The sequence below is a fragment of the uncultured Nostoc sp. genome (assembly GCF_964247315.1).
GTDB lineage: Bacteria > Cyanobacteriota > Cyanobacteriia > Cyanobacteriales > Nostocaceae > Nostoc.
In genome coordinates this window covers 9,082-26,486 of record NZ_CAXTTT010000071.1, presented here as the reverse complement: position 1 = coordinate 26,486, position 17,405 = coordinate 9,082, and the positions used below count along the sequence as shown (strand labels likewise).

The following is a 17,405-nucleotide window of genomic DNA, read 5'->3' as shown; positions in this document are numbered from 1 at the left end:
CTCTACAAGGGGTAGGATGCTCGAAAATTTAATTTAATTAGCGTTTTTTAGGAGATACTTCAATGTCACTTTGGGCTATTGATTCACCGACTATTGAACTGCGTCCCAACACCAGCGAAAGTGAATTACAAACACTGATTCGGGCAGTTTACAAACAGGTTTTGGGTAATGCTTACTTGTTGGAAAGTGAGCGACTAGCCACTGCTGAATCGCAATTGCGCGATCGCAAAATCAGCGTCCGCGAATTCGTCAACACCGTTGCGAAATCAGAACTTTATCAATCCCTGTTTTTCAACTCTTCTTCCCAGTATCGGTTCATTGAACTGAACTTCAAACATCTACTAGGGCGTCCTCCTGCCGATCAAGCAGAAATTTCCGAACACGTCCGCATCTACAACGAACAGGGCTATGATGCTGAGATCGAATCCTATATTGATAGCAAGGAATATCAGCAGAATTTTGGGGAGAATATTGTTCCTTATGTTCGCAGCACAAGCTCCCAAATAGGAATTAAGAATGTTACCTTTAACCGCACCTTTAGCTTAGTCAGAGGATTCGCTAGCAGTGATGGCGATCGCAAAGCCAAACTGATCGGTGATATCGGTTCCAATTTACCCACATCCATCAAGCCTCCCGCCGCTGGTTCTAGTGTCAGCAGCACCGACAAACGCTTTTTGATTAAGGTTGTCAAAGGTGCAGGTAATCTCCGTACTCGTCTGGGCAACCTGGAATATGTAGTTAACTACAACCAACTGTCTGGACAAGTGCAAAATATTCATCGTACAGGCGGCAAAATTATCAGTATCACTGAAGTTGCTTAGATTTGTCTAAGTAAGGGAGTGGGGAGTAGGGACAAGGGCACAAAAGAAAACAAACAGACGCGATTAATCGCGTCTGTACTCCTAACTCAGCACTCCCAAATCCAGTTGTGGTCAGGGAGGCTAACATATAGACTAGGAGAATAACTTTTTAACCAAGATATGTCTTGGATTTTAAGCTACTTTTTTAAAATCACTTTTCTAATGGAAATTACTGAATTTTTTGAACTTTCAATTGGACGATGGCGATCGCAGCGTAGCGCTCATCATTTAGCATTCGCCCACTTTGAAGAAGTATTGTCTAACATTGACATTGAGTCTCTATCTACCAACGATCCAGCGGTGGTAGCAATCTGTCAATTGCATAACACTGAACCCGCCAGTATTACTCACCCCTTTCGGATGACTTGGGAAGGTGAGTCAGACTGGGACGATAAACCAATCTCTGGCAGTAGTGTGCTAGTACCAATTCCCGATGTCGAAAATCCTTCTAGAGGAAAACTCCTGCGGGACAAAGGGTACGCTGAAACAATTCCAGCAGTGGCTAAATATCATCTGAGTGACGATGGTATTTTTACCCTGCTAACAGAGTATGAACTCGCTGCTGCTGAGGAGCGAATTTGGTTTGCTAATCCAAATCTCCGATTTCGGGTAGCGATGATTAAAACCAGTGATGGTAAGGGTGTGACAACAGCTTCTTTTTCTTCAGAGATTCGCTCTTTGTCAAGTTCAACCAATTAGCAAATATCAGGTTAAAACATAAAAGGATACAAGCTCCTAAATTTATTTATGGGGATTGTAATGTCTGAATTTTGAATTTTGAATTTGGAGCGAAGCGACGTGACGATAGCGCCCAGCGAATCTAGCACCAACGCTAGCGATTTGCTCACCTTAGCCTGTTGGATGGCAGGAGATTTTAGCAACTACAAGCAATCTTTTGCAAATCCGCAACTTTACGCCCACATTCACATTTTTTTCCGTCCTTTACCGATTGAATTTTTTTCTGGCATCGGTTTCTATTCTGAACAAGCTTATGACCACGATTTATGGACACCCTATCGTCAAGGAGTACATCGAGTTGTCGATTGGGGCGATCGCATTTATATCGAAAATTACAGCTTGAAAGACCAGATGCTTTATGCAGGTGCAGCTCGTGAATTAGATATCCTCAAAACCATCACCCCAGAAAGCATCGAACGGCGTTATCACTGTTCAATGGTTTTCCAACGAGAAGGTGAAATGTTTCGAGGTAGTGTGGAACCAGGCAATCAATGTCTGATTAAACGCAATGGATGCCAGACATATCTTGTCAGCGAAGTAGAAGTAACCGAGCGTACTTGGATAAGTCTAGATAAAGGTATGGATATTGAAACCCACAAGCAAATATGGGGATCTACTGCTGGCCCATTACAATTTGAAAAACGGCAAAGTTTTGCTGATGAATTACCTGCGGTGAGCGCATTATGTTGATTCAGCTTGAATCTATTAAAACCAAAATGTTGCCTCCACTGGCTGAAAAAAAGATGCGCTGCTGGATTCGCAGCCGCCACTTGATTTGTTCGGGTAACTTTTTTATATTCGAGACATTAGAATACACAACGATTGAGAGATTCTCTGAATGCGTTGCTTCTTTAGGAGGAACAGTAATATCCGTTGACCCGATTAATAAAATTTGGATGGGCGATCATCGCCAAGTTATTTTATATCAGGCAAAAGCCAGTTTACATACGCCTCATCATAATTTGAAACAATACTGGATAAAATACGGTGGTTTCTACACTAGATTTGATGAGCGTGCTTGAGAGTTACTATCCTGTAGAAATTTTTCTGACAGGCGTCTACACTGCAATTCAAAATTAAGTTTTGAATTTTAAATACTCCCCAAGGGGGTTGGCGGCTAATTGTTAATGTCTAATTGCTAATTTTTTTATCATCATTAGCTGTTAGTTATTAACAGTTAGCCGTCTAAGTTTGTTAGAAAATGTAACTAAAAAACTCCCCAAAAGTTGATAAGTTAATATCAGTAATCAGTAATTAGTAAATCTTAAGTAGGGCTTGTTATGGCTTTGCTATTTAGTATTGCCACCCTACTAGAGAAATTTTATTTTTACTTGATAAATTAGTCACTCTTACCCACAATAACCCAACTATGCAGATTTTCTTAGACGAAGAAACCAGACGACGCCAATATCAAGCATTTCCCCAAATAGAACCCATCGAACTGTGGAGTACTGCTTCAGTTGAAGACATTGAAATTGTAATTCGGGCAGTTTATCGGCAAGTGTTGGGTAATGCCTACATCATGGAAAGTGAGCGGCTCATAGTTCCAGAATCCCAACTCAAGCAAGGCATAATCGATATCCGTGAGTTTGTGCGTCAAGTTGCCAAATCAGAGTTATATCGCTCCAGATTTTTTGATAACGTTTATCGCTACCGGGCAATTGAACTGAACTTTAAGCACCTGCTGGGTCGCGCTCCCGATGACTACTCCGAGACGATACATCACAGCAACATTCTAGATGAGAAAGGTTTTGAGGCAGATATTGATTCTTATCTTGATAGCGACGAGTATCTAGATGCCTTTGGCGAGAACATAGTGCCATATTATCGGGGTTATAAAACTCAAACGGGCAAAAAGATATTGGAATTTACCAATATGTTACAACTGGTGCGGAGCAACTCTAGCAGTGATAAGAACTTAGCAACGAATAATGAACCTCAACTGGTGCGATCGCTAATTACCAACGCTCCTTACGGTAGACAGAAACTCACGGATATTAGTGCATTGCTGGCTGAAGTATTCAAGCCGAAGTCAGAAACTGCTGCTCCAGTTAATACCTTTATTGCAGCTTCCACAGCAGCCGAAGAAAGCTTGCGGCAAAAGATTCAAGAGCAAGAAAGCCAGATTGCAACTTTGCAACAACAATTGGCAGACTTACGACCATTTGCCACTATTGGGACAACAAAATTTACTAGTAGTTGGGAGTCTTCCAGTTCCCCGACCAGCACAGGCGAATATACATCTTTGCAACAGCAAGCTGACGCCCAAGAAAAACAGATTGCAGCTTTGCAAGAGCAAGTTGCTGATGCTCGACGGTCTGCCACAATTGGGGAAGCCCGGTTGAATAAGTGGCGCAGTCGCGTTTTTAATGGCTAATTTCCCTACTGTTTAGTTTTATCGGGTGGGTTAGGCAAGTTTAACTCACCCAGCCGTTTCAATGCGAAAAAATTAACTACTTTAGTAAAATTTGAAACTCTTTCCCTATGTGAAATATACGGGAAATTATTTTTAAAATCCTTGACTTGACCTTAGACCTATATTAATAAGCTGACACTGTTGATCCTAAGCCTGCTCAATGCTCAACTCAAAACCTTATCTACTAGTTGTTCGAGACTTTGCCCAGGCTCAACATTGGACAGCACTAGCGTATGCTAAACCTGGCAAGGCAGTCGAGCAAATTGCACGGGCATTTAGTCAACTCCAAGCTAACAGCCTCAGAATTCAATTCTACAGACAAGACAGAAATTCTTCGCCTCGCTTCTTTGGTGGAAACCTTTGCTGAACCTTTAGCTGAAGCGCAATTGGAACCATTATTAGTTTACACCCCGTGCAATGGCAAGTTTTTCTCGTGGCGATCGCAGCATAAACTAGAAACACTTCAGGCAGAATGGGATCTGTGCCATCAAAAATTATCTAAGTTGCGTCACGCTTTAGTAGCTGAAACTGATGCAGCTAAAAAGTTTCAATTAGAACAGCAAATTTTTGATGAAAAGGCGAAACTAGCATATCTAGATAATGAAATGAAAAAAATTGAATCTGCATTGCAACCATAGGATTTATTAAAACTTCATTCAAGTATGAGGGAAAACTAATATCGTGTCCGGCTAAAGACTTATCATTTAGACCGCAGTTCTTGCTGAGGGCAAAGAGGCTTTTGGGATTTTTGCACAGATGCGGTAATCTAAGTGATTGACCGAGCCTGATATAAGACCTCTTTGGTGAATTCAAAATCTAAAAAGCTAGAAAGCTACAAACTCACTAAAGATTTCCTGATATTTTGCGAGTAAGCTTGAAACAACAAATAATCAGAAAGTGTCTGAATTATTGTTCTAATAGACTTGCAACTTATGAAAAAAGCTACTGCTTATCGATACCGTACTTATGGACTAATTGGGTTAATATCTTTAACCACTATATTAAGTACAGCTACATCTGCCTTAACACAATTGGCAGGCGATTCCCCAATTGGGCAAACTCCTATCCCTACTTCTAACTTAATCTGGCCAACTAAAGGGTTTATTTCTCAAGGCTTCCGCAAATATCAACATGAAGGAATTGATATTGCAGGAGCATCTGGAACTCCTATTGTTGCTGCGGCATCCGGTACAGTTGTCAAAGCCGGTTGGGATAATTGGGGATTAGGAAATGCCATAACTATTAAACATCTCGACGGCAGCACTACTGTCTATGGCCACAATCGCCGTTTGTTGGTAAGCAAAGGTCAACAGGTCATTCAAGGTCAAATTATTGCCGAGATGGGATCTACAGGCAATAGTACAGCACCTCATCTGCACTTTGAAGTTCATCCCAATGGTCGAGTAGCAGTTGACCCCCTTCGTTTGTTAACATCCGTAACTGCAAGTGTTGGCTCTGGTTCTAAAGTTCAGCAAGTGGATAACCCGAACCGCCCAGTCTCGCCACCCCCCGCAGCAAATCAAGTTTCACCTTCACAGCCAATTCCAATAGGTTTTGCACCTGTAAGCGCTGATACTAAATGCAATGGAGTTACCATCATTGAAGGTGAGACAGCAAGCATTCGTGTAAAAGTCTGTGAAGAAAATGGTCAGTTATTTTATATTGGGCAATTGAAGCAAGACTCAAGCAAGCCTATAAAAATAACAGCTTTGAATATTGGTAAAAGCAGATATCGAGCAGATAATGGGAGTTTTTATTATTTAGTCACTCCAGAAAAAGTGGAAGTTTGGCGAAATGGCAGTCAGATTCGTTCTGATAGTTTTTATAGTTTAACGAAATCGCCTTGATATTCTTTCTACCTTACTTTGGTGAAAATGGTTATTTTAAATATCACTCTTTTTTATACCAGATTGTTAAAAACTTAGTTACCACGCAGACTTGATTTCGCTTATACTCAAGTTCTGAACTGCTTGATATTCCCTGCCTACAAAAGGTTGAGGCAGGGGGTATTACAGCGATTAGTTGAAGAAGAATGCAGAATTCAGAATTTAAAATTCAGAATCAAGATGCTCTCTATAGGCCGCGTCTCCCTTTGGGAGAAAAGAAGGTTTGACGCTGCACTATCCGCCAGTTGTATAGAATTCAGAATGAATTCTGACTCCTGACTCCTGAATTCTGTTCAATAAAACTTTCAGTTTAAATACACTTGTTAAAAGTTAAGTGTTAACTGAAGCAAGTGGTTGAGAGCCATTTGGTACAGAGCCATTATTTAGGATAGGCTGACGAGTTTTTAGGTCAAATTTGAAGCCATGTGGCAAAATATGAAGCTTTGCTCCACAAATCGCCAAAGACTCATCCTTCAAAATTTCGCCCATATTGTTATATGTAGCTTCTGATTCATCAACAATCGTAACCGCACCTTCACCAATTACTTCAACTTGGTTATCTATCACTACCATAGCGGTATTTTCGTCAATCCCAAATCCCAAGACAGCAGGCTGCAGTATCAAAGCTGATATTAAACGTCCCAAGCGTCCCCGTTGGGAAAAATGCTGGTCAATTACTACCCCTGGTAAAAATCCCAAACCTGGGCCCATTTCGACAGTTTCAATCCGAGGATGTGTTTCTGAGTCGCCTTCCACAATCATTACGTCTGGCATCACAGCAGCTCCGGCACTTGTGCCTGCAATCACTACACCTTCAGAGAACCGTTTGTGAATCGCCGCATCAATTTCGGTGTCCTTGAGGATGTTGGTAATACGAGCTTGATCTCCCCCTGTAAAAAATACCCCAGTTGCTTTACTAATAGCTTCCAATGCAGTAGATGAAGATGCATCTTCACGGGTTTCTGTATCAATGATGCGAGCAGTTTCCGCTCCCAGGCGCTCAAACACTCTGATGTAATTTTCTCCTACTTCTCTTGGTAGTTCTGTGGCTGCTGTCAGAATTACAATATATGCCTTTGTACCCCCAGCGCGTCGTACAAAGTCCCGCAAAATTACGGAATCTCCCTCTTTATCTTCGGCTCCCCCAATAATTACTAACTGCCTTTTGATATTACTTTCCACCATGATGCCCCCCTGGATTTGAGTTAATAAATATCACTAAAACATGACAATTCAATGTATCAAATCATCCCTTTGATAGATTACTTGATAAAAGTAGGGTTAACATTTACGTAGACGCATTCGCAAAGCGTCTCGTAGAGAAACGGCTTGTCGTTAGACATCGCAATTAGACCAAAATCCTTTTATGAAAAATTAAATAATTTTCCATTTACTAAATAAAATTCACAACGTCAACTGCCTCTAGAAGTATTTTCTAGAGGCATTGTTAGCTATATTGCTAATTGTCGATTAGAGAGAGATTTATTGGGCGATGTGAAGTAATTGGTATTGGCCCTAGCTAGATGCAAATAGATATCTAATGGCAAGTCCTAATCAACCTGACTTCTGTTAAGCAAGTTAGTTAAGAAAAAACGTGCTTGTTCTAGTGGGAGATGCCTGGGTTTGCCTTGGTAGACAATTTGATACTCATTTATGTCTGCCCCATCTCCATGTCCAGAGATCAGCTTTTGGTGAAAAGCTTCATCAGCAAGTTCTCGAATTTCATCTCTTAGAGCAGCTTGTGTGCTATTCATAACTTTGCTGTTTTCTTATGCTGTCTTTTTAATGCCTTATATTTATTTATACAATTCTTGGATGAGTGTTGCACCTTTCAAAGGTTATATCTTTGATTATTCAGGAGGATGAATAGACTGTTATTGATTGCTGGCAGAAGAAAGGGGATTAAATTATGCCTTAAGATAGTTAAAAATGCTTAGTAATAGAGTTAGCGTGGGTTCTGATTAGCTCAGTGGCAAAGCCATCACTCTCCAAAATTAACTTGAGTCAATCTACAATCAGTAAGTCTGAGTAACTACAACTCAGCATTAAAATTTCAGGGTGTTTAGCCGAAGGTTTGTAATCAATGGTTCTACAAAAAAGCAGTGAATTAGTCCGCATTAATGCTAGAAGAACGGATGTATTCGATATTTTCAACTTCAAGCATTACCTAGGCCCCAACCCTTATTTAGATGTAGGGGCACTAGTATTTGATTTTGCTCTAATTGACTCTAGAGAGCCTTTGCCCATTGAAGATTATATTGCCAGCATTGGCGATCGCTATCCAAATATTCGCGATCAAACCTACGAATCTTATGCCCATCTCTTTGCCCAAGTTGTGTCCGAAGCCGGAAAATTGGACATGGATTTACACCTTAATCGCTGGAGTGTTAAGCCATATCCAAATCTGACGCGGATTAGCATCCAATCACTACACGAACGCACAACTAGAGAGGTAATCTACTTTGTTTGGGATTGGTTTGAAGCCATTACCCAAGACGAAGACTTTGCCTTTGATGAGCAACTGGTGAGGTTACAAGATAGATTTCGCGCATCTGTCTATGGTGGCCCCACAGTTTACGCCCTATTGCGAACAGCCTACGAGAAAGGTATTCCCGCCTTTTATTTGTGGGAAGAAGGATTAATGCAATACGGCTTGGGAAAAAAACACGTCCGGGGGGTAGCAACAACATTTAATTGTGATAGCCATCTAGATTCGGAGTTTACTACCCGCAAAGATGATTGTAAGGCATTTTTGAAAACCTTGGGTTTCCCAGTACCTGAAGGTAGTATTGTCTTTTCCGAGAAAGAAGCCTTGGCAGCAGCAAGAGAAATTGGCTACCCAGTGGCAGTTAAGCCAGTGGTAGGTCACAAAGGAATTGGCGTTACGGCTGATGTACAAGACTCAAAAGAACTGATATCTGCTTATAATCGGTCAGTAGCAGCGATTCCCGAAAATCAACAAACCCGAATAATTGTTGAGAAAAGTATTTCAGGATCGGATTTTCGTATGCTGTGTGTCAATGGTCGATTCGTCGCTGCCACAGAACGCCGTCCCGCATCAGTTGTTGGTGATGGGTACTTAACGCTTGCAGAGTTAATTCGCCAAGAGAACCGCAAACCTGCACGTTTAGATACGCCAACTTCGCCAATGAGTAAAATTCAGATCGATGAAGCGATGGAACTCTACCTAGAAGAACAGCGCTTATCATTAGACAGCGTGATTGAGAAAGGACGCACTGTTTATCTGCGTAAAGTCGCCAATCTTTCCGCCGGAGGTATGAGCATTGATGCAACCTCAACAGTTCATGATGACAATATTATCTTGGCGCAAGATATTGCCCAACATTTTCAGCTAACTTGCCTGGGAATTGATGTTATCACCAAAAGTCTTGCAGAATCTTGGAAGTCCAGTAACTTTGCCATCCTGGAAATCAATGCTGCACCAGGCGTTTTAATGCATCTTAAACCTTCTGTTGGTGAAAGTGTTGATGTGCCCTCTCATATTTTAGAAACCTTTTTTGAGTCGGGTACAGATGCCAGGATACCAATTATTACCTTTAACAAAATCTCTGTTGAAGACCTGCAAGCAACGATTGACCATATCCTTTTGCAAAATCCCAACTTGACAATAGGTGCTGTTTGTCGTGATGCCGTTTTTGTGAATCGCTCGAAAAAAGTATTAAGCAAAGATTACAACAGTAATGTCCAAACTTTGCTGCGTCATCCCAAAGTTGATTTGCTAATTGCCGAGTACCCTGAAGAAATCCTCGAAGAACAGGGCGTATTTTACCAGAATAGTAATATCGTAGTTTTGGATAATCCCACCGAAACGGAGATGATTTTGGTGCGGGATGTTTTCGATGGTTCGACTGTGGTAATTAGAAAAGGTAACGATATTTCTATTCGTCGCAAAGGGTTAATTGAAGATTATACTTTGGGTGAAGATGAACCATTTACACGGGTTTATTTAAAGGAAACTGGAGTGATTTTGTGAGTTAAGTAAATAGGCGCTTTGAGATTGGGGAGCAGAGGAGAAGTTGTAATAAGTCTTTCCCCTCTGCCCCTTTGCCCCTCTTCCTCTTGTGCCCATGCCCAATTTCCAATCCAAGCTTCCAAAGTTAGAGAAATTATAGAGTGCCTGGAGTCAGCTAAACTAAAGAAGAAATTGCCTAATTAAGTTTTAATAATGCTGTTATGAGTACTGATTCACCTGTTAATTCTCCTGAAAAACTTGAATCCACATTCGGGAAGCGTCTGAGAAACTTCTTAATTGTAATGGTAGCGATCGCTCTTAGCGTTTCCCTCGTCTTAGGATTGCGAACTGAAACAACCTCAGCAACTCTAGGCAAGTTAAGCGAGACTTCCACACCATTAGAAGTAGCCGTCAGCAACGGCAAACCATCTCTAGTAGAGTTTTATGCTGATTGGTGTACTGTCTGCCAAAAAATGGCGCCAGATATTACTCAACTAGAAACAGAGTATGCTGACAAGATGAATTTTGTGATGCTGAATGTAGATAATACCAAGTGGTTGCCGGAAATGCTGAGATATCGGGTGGATGGGATTCCCCATTTTGTATTTTTGAATCAGCAAGGGGAAACCGTAGCTCAAGCGATCGGCGATCAACCCCGGACGATTATGGCTAGTAACTTAGAAGCTTTGGTTACTGGTTCCTCTCTCCCTTACGCCCAAGCTAGCGGCAAAGTTTCCAAATTTTCAGCCCCAGTCGCACCAACGGCGAATCAAGATGATCCCCGTAGTCATGGCAGCCAGGTGGTAAATTAAAATAATTCGTAATTCGTAATTCGTAATTCGTAATTAAAGACTGTTATTTAATGGGATTTAGATCCAGACTAAAACTTTCGACATTATATACGTTGGCGTTACCTTCTCCCGTTGGGAGAAGGAGAATTAAACCCAATACGCTTGGGTTGGGAAGAATAGTAGTAGCGCGACATGCTTAAAATGTTGGGTTTCAAAAACTTAGGAAAACCAAAATTCAATAATTAACAGAATTACTCAACCCAATAAATTAAGCTTGCCGTGCTACTAGGTTGGGTTTAGCTTAAGCGTTACCCAACAAAGTCTTGATAATGTTGGGTTTCGTTCCTCAATCCAACCTACGCTTACTAGTTGTTTAATAGATTAATATCTGATGTTCAATAACGAATCTCGATTTTTATCAGCACTACTCTTATTTACTTAATCTTCAGACAAGATGATTCATGTAAAAGATTGCCGCTTGAGACGTTTTTGAGTATACATTAATTCGTCAGACCTAGTGATTAGTTGTTCTAGTGACATATTGCTCTCTGGTGAGTAACGCTCTATGCCGATACTCATCGAAAGTTTATAGCTACGGTTTTGCTGTTGATTAAAGTTGGCGATATTTGTTTGTAGACGCGCTTGGATACTATCAGCGTCCTTAAAGTAGCTAGAGATGAAAACAATGAACTCATCCCCACCCAAACGGGCAACAATATCTGAGTTCCGAAAACTTTGCCTAAGTAATCGACCAGCATCAATAATCAAGGCATCTCCCATGTCATGACCAAGGGTGTCGTTAACCTGTTTTAGTCCATCTAAATCAATGAACATAACCCAGCAAAACACTTTCATGCGGTGAGCAATTTTCAACTGCTGTGTAGCCATCAGCAAGAAAGCACGTCGGTTATACAAACCTGTTAGTTCATCAGTCAGCAATAACTGTCTTCCTTCGATCTCTGCTTGTTTGCGGTTACGAACTTCCTGAATGAGTTCCATTTGAGCGATCGCCTGACGACTTAGGCGGCGCAGTGCATCTAACTGCTGGTAACTTAGGTGATGAGGAATGGTATCCATAACACACAATGTCCCAATTGGAAGACCATCAGGCGTAATTAGAGGGGCACCAGCATAAAAACGAATTTTGGGATTACGCTTGACTAAGGGATTGTTATTAAAACGATCGTCTTTAATGGCGTTGGGAACCACTAATATATTCTCTGGTTGAAGAATGGCATGGGAGCAAAAAGACCAATCTCTGGGTGTTTCGCTACTTTTTAGTCCAACCTTAGATTTAAACCATTGGCGATCACCATCAATTAAGCTAATTAAAGCAATGGGAGTCTTACAAATGTAGGCAGCAATAGCAGTTAGGTCATCAAATGCTTGTTCGGGTGGGGTATCTAGCATATTGTAGTCCGCCAATGCTTTGAGCCTTTCTGCTTCATTGTCAGGTAGAGGAACAGCTTGGATTTTCACAGATGAGTGTCTAAGCCTTAACCAGGAAAGTCTAGGACGCTGGAAATTTTGGAACAACCGCAGCATTACCTTTCCAGCAACAAGGCTGCGTAACATTAACATCTCTGCAACGAAAATCAACATTCGGTTGAATCTACAGAAATATTGTATTACATGATGTTCTTCATGCCTTTGGTTTGCTCTGTTGTTCATGTCACCTAACTTTCCCTGTGCAAATTCCCTAAGTATCTAGATATTTACAAGGTCTTTTGCCCAAAGGCAGCTTGAAAAATATCAATTTTAGCCAAAAACAATCAAAACTTATTATATTGTTAGAGTTCTTCATTATAGATTAATATTTCGATACTATATTTTTTTATACATACATAAGTTCTGAGGGTTAGAAACCGATTTGGAGAAATTCTTCTCATATCAAGTCCGCTAAATCACTTACGATCTGTCATTGCGAGCGCAACGAAGTGGAGCGTTTGCAAAGCTGTCTCGTAGAGAAGCAATCGCAGAGGTTTTGTGATTGCTTCACTTCGTACCCTTCGGGAACGCTAAGAGCGAAGGCAATGACAAGTGTTAAACCGGATATCATATCACAATTTGCTTGAGCGATCGCTTAACTTTGCAGCACAGTATTGCTCATCTCTGCACGTCTACGCAGAGATGATACGATGTCCGGTTATATCATGTTCGGTTAAAGACTTATCATGTTGAAGTACTCCAAAGTCGTGTTGAAGTACTCCAAAGTCGTGTTGAAGTACTCCAAAGTCGTGTTGAGGTACTCCAAAATCGTGTTGAGGTACTCCAAAATCGTGTTGGAGTACTTCAAACTTTGTCGCACCGCGATCGAGTACACAGGTGCCATCGCTTTCATAAATCTCCACAAACAAAGCGATGTCTACGACGGGCTACGCCTACGCTTGACTTTTAAGACAGTCGCTACATTGATAGATTTTATTACAAGTAATAATTTTCTCTACCTGGACTAATTTCCAGCATTACATCAAGCTCAAACTACTCTTTATACGACTCCAAAATTCCACTGCGAATCATTAGTTGTGGCCAAAACAACACAAAAAATACCATCCACGTTCCTATAGGGATGGAAACGAGAACTGTTAGCCAGATAGTTTTAAATAGTAACCAGCTACCACCAATCAGTGTTACACCTGTGAGAATTATAGACCAGGGTTGACACCACCAAGGTTTGTAGTTCCAAGGATTTATGGGCTTTTGTTCAGACATTAGTTTTATTTAGTCAAACTCCAAATATTCTTTTAACAATTATGAATTGTTTTGACAGATTAAGTTTTATCGTACTCTATTTTTCCATAGTCAAGTTTGATAATTCGGTCTGCTAAATGAAAATAGCGATCGTCATGGCTAATCACCAGCACTGTTTTACCCCGCGATCGCAGTTCTGGGAGAAGTTGAGTGTAGAATATTTTCTTGAATACTGGATCTTGATCGGCTGCCCACTCATCAAATAGATAAATTGGTCGATCTTCCAAGTAGGCTGTGAGTAAAGCTAGCCGTTTCCGTTGTCCTTGAGAAAGAGCAGTTGTAGAAATTTGTCCATTTTCAACTTTCACCTTATGGTCTAGTTGCAGTTGTTGTAAATATTTTGTCGCTTGAGCATCCAAGTGATAATTTTTTAATCCCAAAAGTTCTTCAAATAAATAAAAGTCGGAAAATACCACGGAAAAATGCTGGCGATACCATTCTCGATTCGGTTCGCTAATTAACTCGTCATCAAACCAGATTTCGCCGTCTTCTGGGACATAAAGCCCAGTAATTAGTTTGGCTAATGTAGATTTACCGCTACCATTACCGCCGACAATGAAGACTAATTCTTGAGGATACAGTGTCAATTCAATGGGGCCAAAAATAAAGCTATTGTCTTCTTGCTCTGTGTAGTAAGTGTGGGTGACACTTTTAAATTTTAAGCTGTGCCAGTCAGATTTAAGAGCAGGTGGAACAGTGGATATTTCAGTTCGACTAGCTAAAGATAAACCCAGTGACTCAATTTTTTGTAAAGCAATGCTGGCTTTGCTTAAGAGAGGAAGTTTACTAATGATGTTATCCATTGGTAACACCAAATAAGTGAAAGTAAAAATGTAGCCAGAGAGAGTTTTGGGATTGATGGTAAGCAGATTAGGCAGTATAAACAATACAAAACCGAGGGCAAAAAAGAATATGAGTTGACCCCAGCTTGAAGTTATGGCAAAAAGGGTTAGACCGTTAACGTTGTGATGACGAAATTCGTTAGCAGTTGATTGCAGCTTTTCTTCTAAAAAGTCTTCACGCCGCTTGTAGTTTAGTTTGAGTTCCTTAACTCCTTCGGTAATGGTGCGAAAATGTTTAAACAGATGATCTTCATCTTCACGAGCTAGAGCCAGCAATTGCCCGCCTCTGTTGAGTAGCCACTGACAACTAGCGATCGCAACTACTGAAATCCCACAAATCATCAACAATACTAACCAAGAAAGCCAGGTTATATACGTTATACAACCCAGGACGATCGCTAAATTAATAAAAATGAAAGGCATCTGATAAACAGCATTAGCAACCGCCTGAATATCTTCTGTTAAAGTTGCTAATAATCGAGGATTCCCTAAGCGTTCTAGATGACTCAATTCAGAAGCGAGAATCTGGCGACTTAAACGCATCCGTAATTGTAAGACTGCATTCTGAGAAAGACGAATCAGCATCACTTGAGAAATGATACTGGTAATTAATGCAACTATTGCCAGCCCCGCAAAACCCCAAATTATCGATGTCAGGCGAGAAGCACCACCGCTACTTGCAGCATGACTAATTAAGGCAATCAAACCAGCACTACTACCGCCACTCAAAAATCCGGTAGCGATCGCGATCGCTACCATCCCCCACGAAGAACGCAAAAGAAAGTAAATCAAATTCATGACAAATGCCTATACCCAGTTGGATACAACAAAAAATGAAAATCTCTCTTTTTATGTCCCATGCGCGATTTCCATGATAGTTGTTTGCCAACCAATTAAATTTGCATTGCTAGGGTAGATTTTATATTTTACCAGTTAAACTCCCCTTAAAATATGACGATGAATCAGGCAGAAGGCAAGATGGGGCCATTTATAATCATTAAGACTTTGCTTTGAGCAAAAATACATTCCTAATTCCTTCTGCCTCCTACCTTTCTTTGGTAAGCTAGTTGGAATTACAGCTAATTATCTCAATAAACTGTCAAATTACCTGCTCAGTTTTCCAGGGTGAAATTTGCGATGACTGTGAATTTAAAGTCTTTAGAGAACCAAATTAATCTAACGGGCGATTCCAAAACCGCTCCTGTGACTCAAGGAACCCGCTACGTTCCTTCGCACCATCGACGCATTCTGTGTATCTTTCCCAAGTACAGCCGCTCCTTTGGTACTTTTCATTACGCCTACCCACTCATGGGTAATGTCCGGGCTTTTATGCCACCCCAAGGTATTTTAATTGTGGCTGCCTACTTACCCAAAGAATGGGAAGTCCGGTTTATTGATGAAAATGTCAAATCAGCAACGAGGGCTGATTATCAATGGGCTGATGTGGTGATTGTCAGTGGAATGCATATCCAGAAACCACAGATTAATCAAATTAACGAACTTGCCCATCGAGCCGGTAAAATTACTGTTGTTGGTGGCCCCACGGTATCTGGGTGTCCAGAATATTATCCTGAGTTTGACATTTTACATTTGGGTGAATTGGGAGATGCAAGCGATCGCATGATCGAATATCTCGACCAAAACCAAGAACGTCCCCAAGCGCAAATTCGCTTTGAAACCAAGGAACGTCTCCCTTTAACAGAGTTTCCCACTCCAGCGTATCATTTGCTGAATATCAATGATTATTTCTTGGCAAATGTCCAGTTTTCTAGTGGTTGCCCTTATCGCTGCGAGTTTTGTGATATTCCTGAACTCTATGGCAACAGTCCCCGGATGAAAACACCAGAGCAAGTAGTCGCCGAGTTAGATGCAATGCGACAATCTGGCAATTTGGGGGCAGTGTATTTTGTCGATGATAACTTTGTTGGCGATCGCCGCGCCGCTATGAAGTTGCTTCCTCATCTGATTGACTGGCAAAAACGCAATGGCTACCCCATCCAGTTTGCCTGTGAAGCAACGCTGAACTTAGCTCAAAGTCCAAAGCTGCTAGAGATGATGCGCGAAGCTTATTTCTGCACAATATTTTGCGGGATCGAAACACCTGAACCAAATGCTCTCCATGCGATTTCCAAAGACCAAAACTTGAGTATGCCAATCTTAAAAGCAATTCAGGTTTTAAATAGCTATGGCATGGAAGTAGTATCAGGAATCATCATCGGGTTAGATACAGATACACCAGAAACAGCAGACCGAATTATCGAATTTATTCGGGCATCGCAAATTCCCATGTTGACAATTAACCTACTTCATGCACTACCGAGAACTCCTTTATGGCGCAGGTTAGAAGCAGAAGGGCGACTTCTCTTTGATGAAAGCCGCGAATCAAATGTTGAGTTTTTGATGCCCTACGAGCAAGTTGTCGAAATGTGGCGGCGCTGCATCACAACTGCTTATGAGCCAGAATTTTTATATGAGCGGTTTGCTTACAACATGGAACACACCTATCCAAACCGCATCGAAATACCTAACAGCCCAGCTCGGACTTCTGCGGCTAATATTCGCAAAGGTTTAACTTATTTATCTAATATTTTGTTGCGGATAGGCATATTTAGTAACTATCGTCAAACTTTTTGGAAAATGGCCAAGCCAGCACTGAAAGCAGGTAATATTGAAAACTTGGTTCACGTTGGACTTGTCGGACACCATTTAATTAAGTTCGCCCAAGATTGTGCCAAAAACGAAGAATCAGCTTCGTTTTATTCTCAAAAAATCCTTACCAAAGTTCGTAGTTAACTGTCAATATTAGGTACTAATCATCGGTTGCTACAAGTGCTACATCTAAATTTGATAGCTCACGTATAATACAGCCGAAGTTTGTTGCAAATAGGGCTAAGGCTTTGTTTAGATATTTTGGAAAAAATTGACTATCAAAGCTAGCTAAAAGTCCTATTTCACCATTGCTATAGAATCCGATTTGATTTATGAAACAATCTAAGTATGTGTAGGGTGTGTTATTGCGTAGCGTAACGCACCCTACATATATTTAAAAAATCAAATATGAATCCTAGATGTGACTGTCACTACTTAGTACAGCATTTCATTAATTCGTAGCGAATTAAATTTGGCAATGGCAATGCGTCCCTCTGCA

General features: G+C 40.9%; 16 protein-coding genes. 10 read left to right on the top strand and 6 right to left on the bottom strand.

The window, feature by feature from the left end; all coding sequences use genetic code 11:
• Window positions 1–62 precede the first annotated feature (62 nt).
• From ACFE93_RS20710 to ACFE93_RS20680, 7 genes are all read left to right on the top strand, one after another.
• Window positions 63–821: a phycobilisome rod-core linker polypeptide gene (locus ACFE93_RS20710; protein ID WP_375475752.1), complete on the top strand. Its 759-nt coding sequence runs from the start codon at window positions 63–65 to the stop codon at window positions 819–821.
• A 201-nt stretch (window positions 822–1,022) separates the two neighbouring features.
• On the top strand, window positions 1,023–1,559 hold the full coding sequence (locus ACFE93_RS20705; RefSeq protein WP_375475750.1) for a phycobiliprotein lyase: 537 nt from the start codon (window positions 1,023–1,025) through the stop codon (window positions 1,557–1,559).
• Window positions 1,560–1,658: 99 nt separating this feature from the next.
• Window positions 1,659–2,288, top strand: a complete 630-nt coding sequence (locus tag ACFE93_RS20700) for a chromophore lyase CpcT/CpeT (protein ID WP_375475748.1) — start codon at window positions 1,659–1,661, stop codon at window positions 2,286–2,288.
• Window positions 2,282–2,620, top strand: coding sequence for a CpeR family transcriptional regulator (locus ACFE93_RS20695; RefSeq protein ID WP_375475746.1), 339 nt, complete (start codon window positions 2,282–2,284; stop codon window positions 2,618–2,620). Before ACFE93_RS20700 ends, ACFE93_RS20695 begins: the two co-directional genes overlap by 7 nt.
• A gap of 347 nt (window positions 2,621–2,967) precedes the next feature.
• Window positions 2,968–3,975, top strand: coding sequence for a phycobilisome rod-core linker polypeptide (locus ACFE93_RS20690; protein WP_375475744.1), 1,008 nt, complete (start codon window positions 2,968–2,970; stop codon window positions 3,973–3,975).
• Between the two features lie 272 nt (window positions 3,976–4,247).
• Window positions 4,248–4,652, top strand: coding sequence for a hypothetical protein (locus tag ACFE93_RS20685; protein ID WP_375475742.1), 405 nt, complete (start codon window positions 4,248–4,250; stop codon window positions 4,650–4,652).
• 294 nt (window positions 4,653–4,946) lie between these two features.
• The gene (locus ACFE93_RS20680) at window positions 4,947–5,861 is read left to right on the top strand and encodes a M23 family metallopeptidase (protein WP_375475740.1); all 915 of its coding nucleotides are present in this window, start codon (window positions 4,947–4,949) and stop codon (window positions 5,859–5,861) included.
• Between the two features lie 369 nt (window positions 5,862–6,230).
• Here the strand turns inward: ACFE93_RS20680 and ACFE93_RS20675 are convergent, their stop codons facing one another.
• Together ACFE93_RS20675 and ACFE93_RS20670 are read right to left on the bottom strand one after the other, a co-directional pair.
• Window positions 6,231–7,085 carry a cyanophycinase gene (locus ACFE93_RS20675; RefSeq protein WP_375475738.1) on the bottom strand — a complete coding sequence of 285 codons (855 nt, stop codon included), beginning with the start codon at window positions 7,083–7,085 and terminating at the stop codon, window positions 6,231–6,233.
• Between the two features lie 365 nt (window positions 7,086–7,450).
• Window positions 7,451–7,654 carry a hypothetical protein gene (locus tag ACFE93_RS20670; protein WP_375475736.1) on the bottom strand — a complete coding sequence of 68 codons (204 nt, stop codon included), beginning with the start codon at window positions 7,652–7,654 and terminating at the stop codon, window positions 7,451–7,453.
• Between the two features lie 329 nt (window positions 7,655–7,983).
• On the opposite strand from ACFE93_RS20670, the gene ACFE93_RS20665 reads away from it, so the two are divergent.
• Both ACFE93_RS20665 and ACFE93_RS20660 read left to right on the top strand, forming a co-directional pair.
• Entirely contained in the window at window positions 7,984–9,894 is a 1,911-nt protein-coding gene (locus ACFE93_RS20665) for an acetate--CoA ligase family protein (RefSeq protein WP_375475734.1), read from the top strand.
• A gap of 200 nt (window positions 9,895–10,094) precedes the next feature.
• Entirely contained in the window at window positions 10,095–10,685 is a 591-nt protein-coding gene (locus ACFE93_RS20660) for a thioredoxin family protein (protein WP_375475732.1), read from the top strand.
• 438 nt (window positions 10,686–11,123) lie between these two features.
• Here ACFE93_RS20660 and ACFE93_RS20655 read toward each other — a convergent pair whose 3' ends face one another.
• The 4 genes from ACFE93_RS20655 to ACFE93_RS20640 form a co-directional block, all read right to left on the bottom strand.
• Window positions 11,124–12,335 (bottom strand): diguanylate cyclase domain-containing protein, encoded by a 1,212-nt coding sequence (locus ACFE93_RS20655; protein WP_375475729.1) that lies wholly within the window; start codon window positions 12,333–12,335, stop codon window positions 11,124–11,126.
• 449 nt (window positions 12,336–12,784) lie between these two features.
• Entirely contained in the window at window positions 12,785–13,015 is a 231-nt protein-coding gene (locus ACFE93_RS20650) for a hypothetical protein (protein ID WP_375475727.1), read from the bottom strand.
• A gap of 130 nt (window positions 13,016–13,145) precedes the next feature.
• Window positions 13,146–13,376 carry a DUF6737 family protein gene (locus ACFE93_RS20645; protein ID WP_375475725.1) on the bottom strand — a complete coding sequence of 77 codons (231 nt, stop codon included), beginning with the start codon at window positions 13,374–13,376 and terminating at the stop codon, window positions 13,146–13,148.
• 59 nt (window positions 13,377–13,435) lie between these two features.
• The gene (locus tag ACFE93_RS20640) at window positions 13,436–15,055 is read right to left on the bottom strand and encodes a cyclic peptide export ABC transporter (protein ID WP_375475723.1); all 1,620 of its coding nucleotides are present in this window, start codon (window positions 15,053–15,055) and stop codon (window positions 13,436–13,438) included.
• Between the two features lie 339 nt (window positions 15,056–15,394).
• Here ACFE93_RS20640 and ACFE93_RS20635 point away from each other — a divergent pair, with 339 nt between their 5' ends.
• Window positions 15,395–17,050, top strand: a complete 1,656-nt coding sequence (locus tag ACFE93_RS20635) for a B12-binding domain-containing radical SAM protein (RefSeq protein WP_375475721.1) — start codon at window positions 15,395–15,397, stop codon at window positions 17,048–17,050.
• Window positions 17,051–17,405: the final 355 nt, after the last annotated feature.

Bases quoted from the DNA above. Each gene is read 5' to 3' on its own strand.
- ACFE93_RS20685 (WP_375475742.1), top strand. From the start codon at position 4,248: ATGCTAAACCTGGCAAGGCAGTCGAGCAAATTGCACGGGCATTTAGTC.
- ACFE93_RS20645 (WP_375475725.1), bottom strand. From the start codon at position 13,376: ATGTCTGAACAAAAGCCCATAAATCCTTGGAACTACAAACCTTGGTGG.
- ACFE93_RS20680 (WP_375475740.1), top strand. From the start codon at position 4,947: ATGAAAAAAGCTACTGCTTATCGATACCGTACTTATGGACTAATTGGG.
- ACFE93_RS20640 (WP_375475723.1), bottom strand. From the start codon at position 15,055: ATGAATTTGATTTACTTTCTTTTGCGTTCTTCGTGGGGGATGGTAGCG.
- ACFE93_RS20670 (WP_375475736.1), bottom strand. From the start codon at position 7,654: ATGAATAGCACACAAGCTGCTCTAAGAGATGAAATTCGAGAACTTGCT.
- ACFE93_RS20665 (WP_375475734.1), top strand. From the start codon at position 7,984: ATGGTTCTACAAAAAAGCAGTGAATTAGTCCGCATTAATGCTAGAAGA.
- ACFE93_RS20695 (WP_375475746.1), top strand. From the start codon at position 2,282: ATGTTGATTCAGCTTGAATCTATTAAAACCAAAATGTTGCCTCCACTG.
- ACFE93_RS20655 (WP_375475729.1), bottom strand. From the start codon at position 12,335: ATGAACAACAGAGCAAACCAAAGGCATGAAGAACATCATGTAATACAA.
- ACFE93_RS20710 (WP_375475752.1), top strand. From the start codon at position 63: ATGTCACTTTGGGCTATTGATTCACCGACTATTGAACTGCGTCCCAAC.
- ACFE93_RS20660 (WP_375475732.1), top strand. From the start codon at position 10,095: ATGAGTACTGATTCACCTGTTAATTCTCCTGAAAAACTTGAATCCACA.
- ACFE93_RS20690 (WP_375475744.1), top strand. From the start codon at position 2,968: ATGCAGATTTTCTTAGACGAAGAAACCAGACGACGCCAATATCAAGCA.
- ACFE93_RS20705 (WP_375475750.1), top strand. From the start codon at position 1,023: ATGGAAATTACTGAATTTTTTGAACTTTCAATTGGACGATGGCGATCG.
- ACFE93_RS20675 (WP_375475738.1), bottom strand. From the start codon at position 7,085: ATGGTGGAAAGTAATATCAAAAGGCAGTTAGTAATTATTGGGGGAGCC.
- ACFE93_RS20635 (WP_375475721.1), top strand. From the start codon at position 15,395: ATGACTGTGAATTTAAAGTCTTTAGAGAACCAAATTAATCTAACGGGC.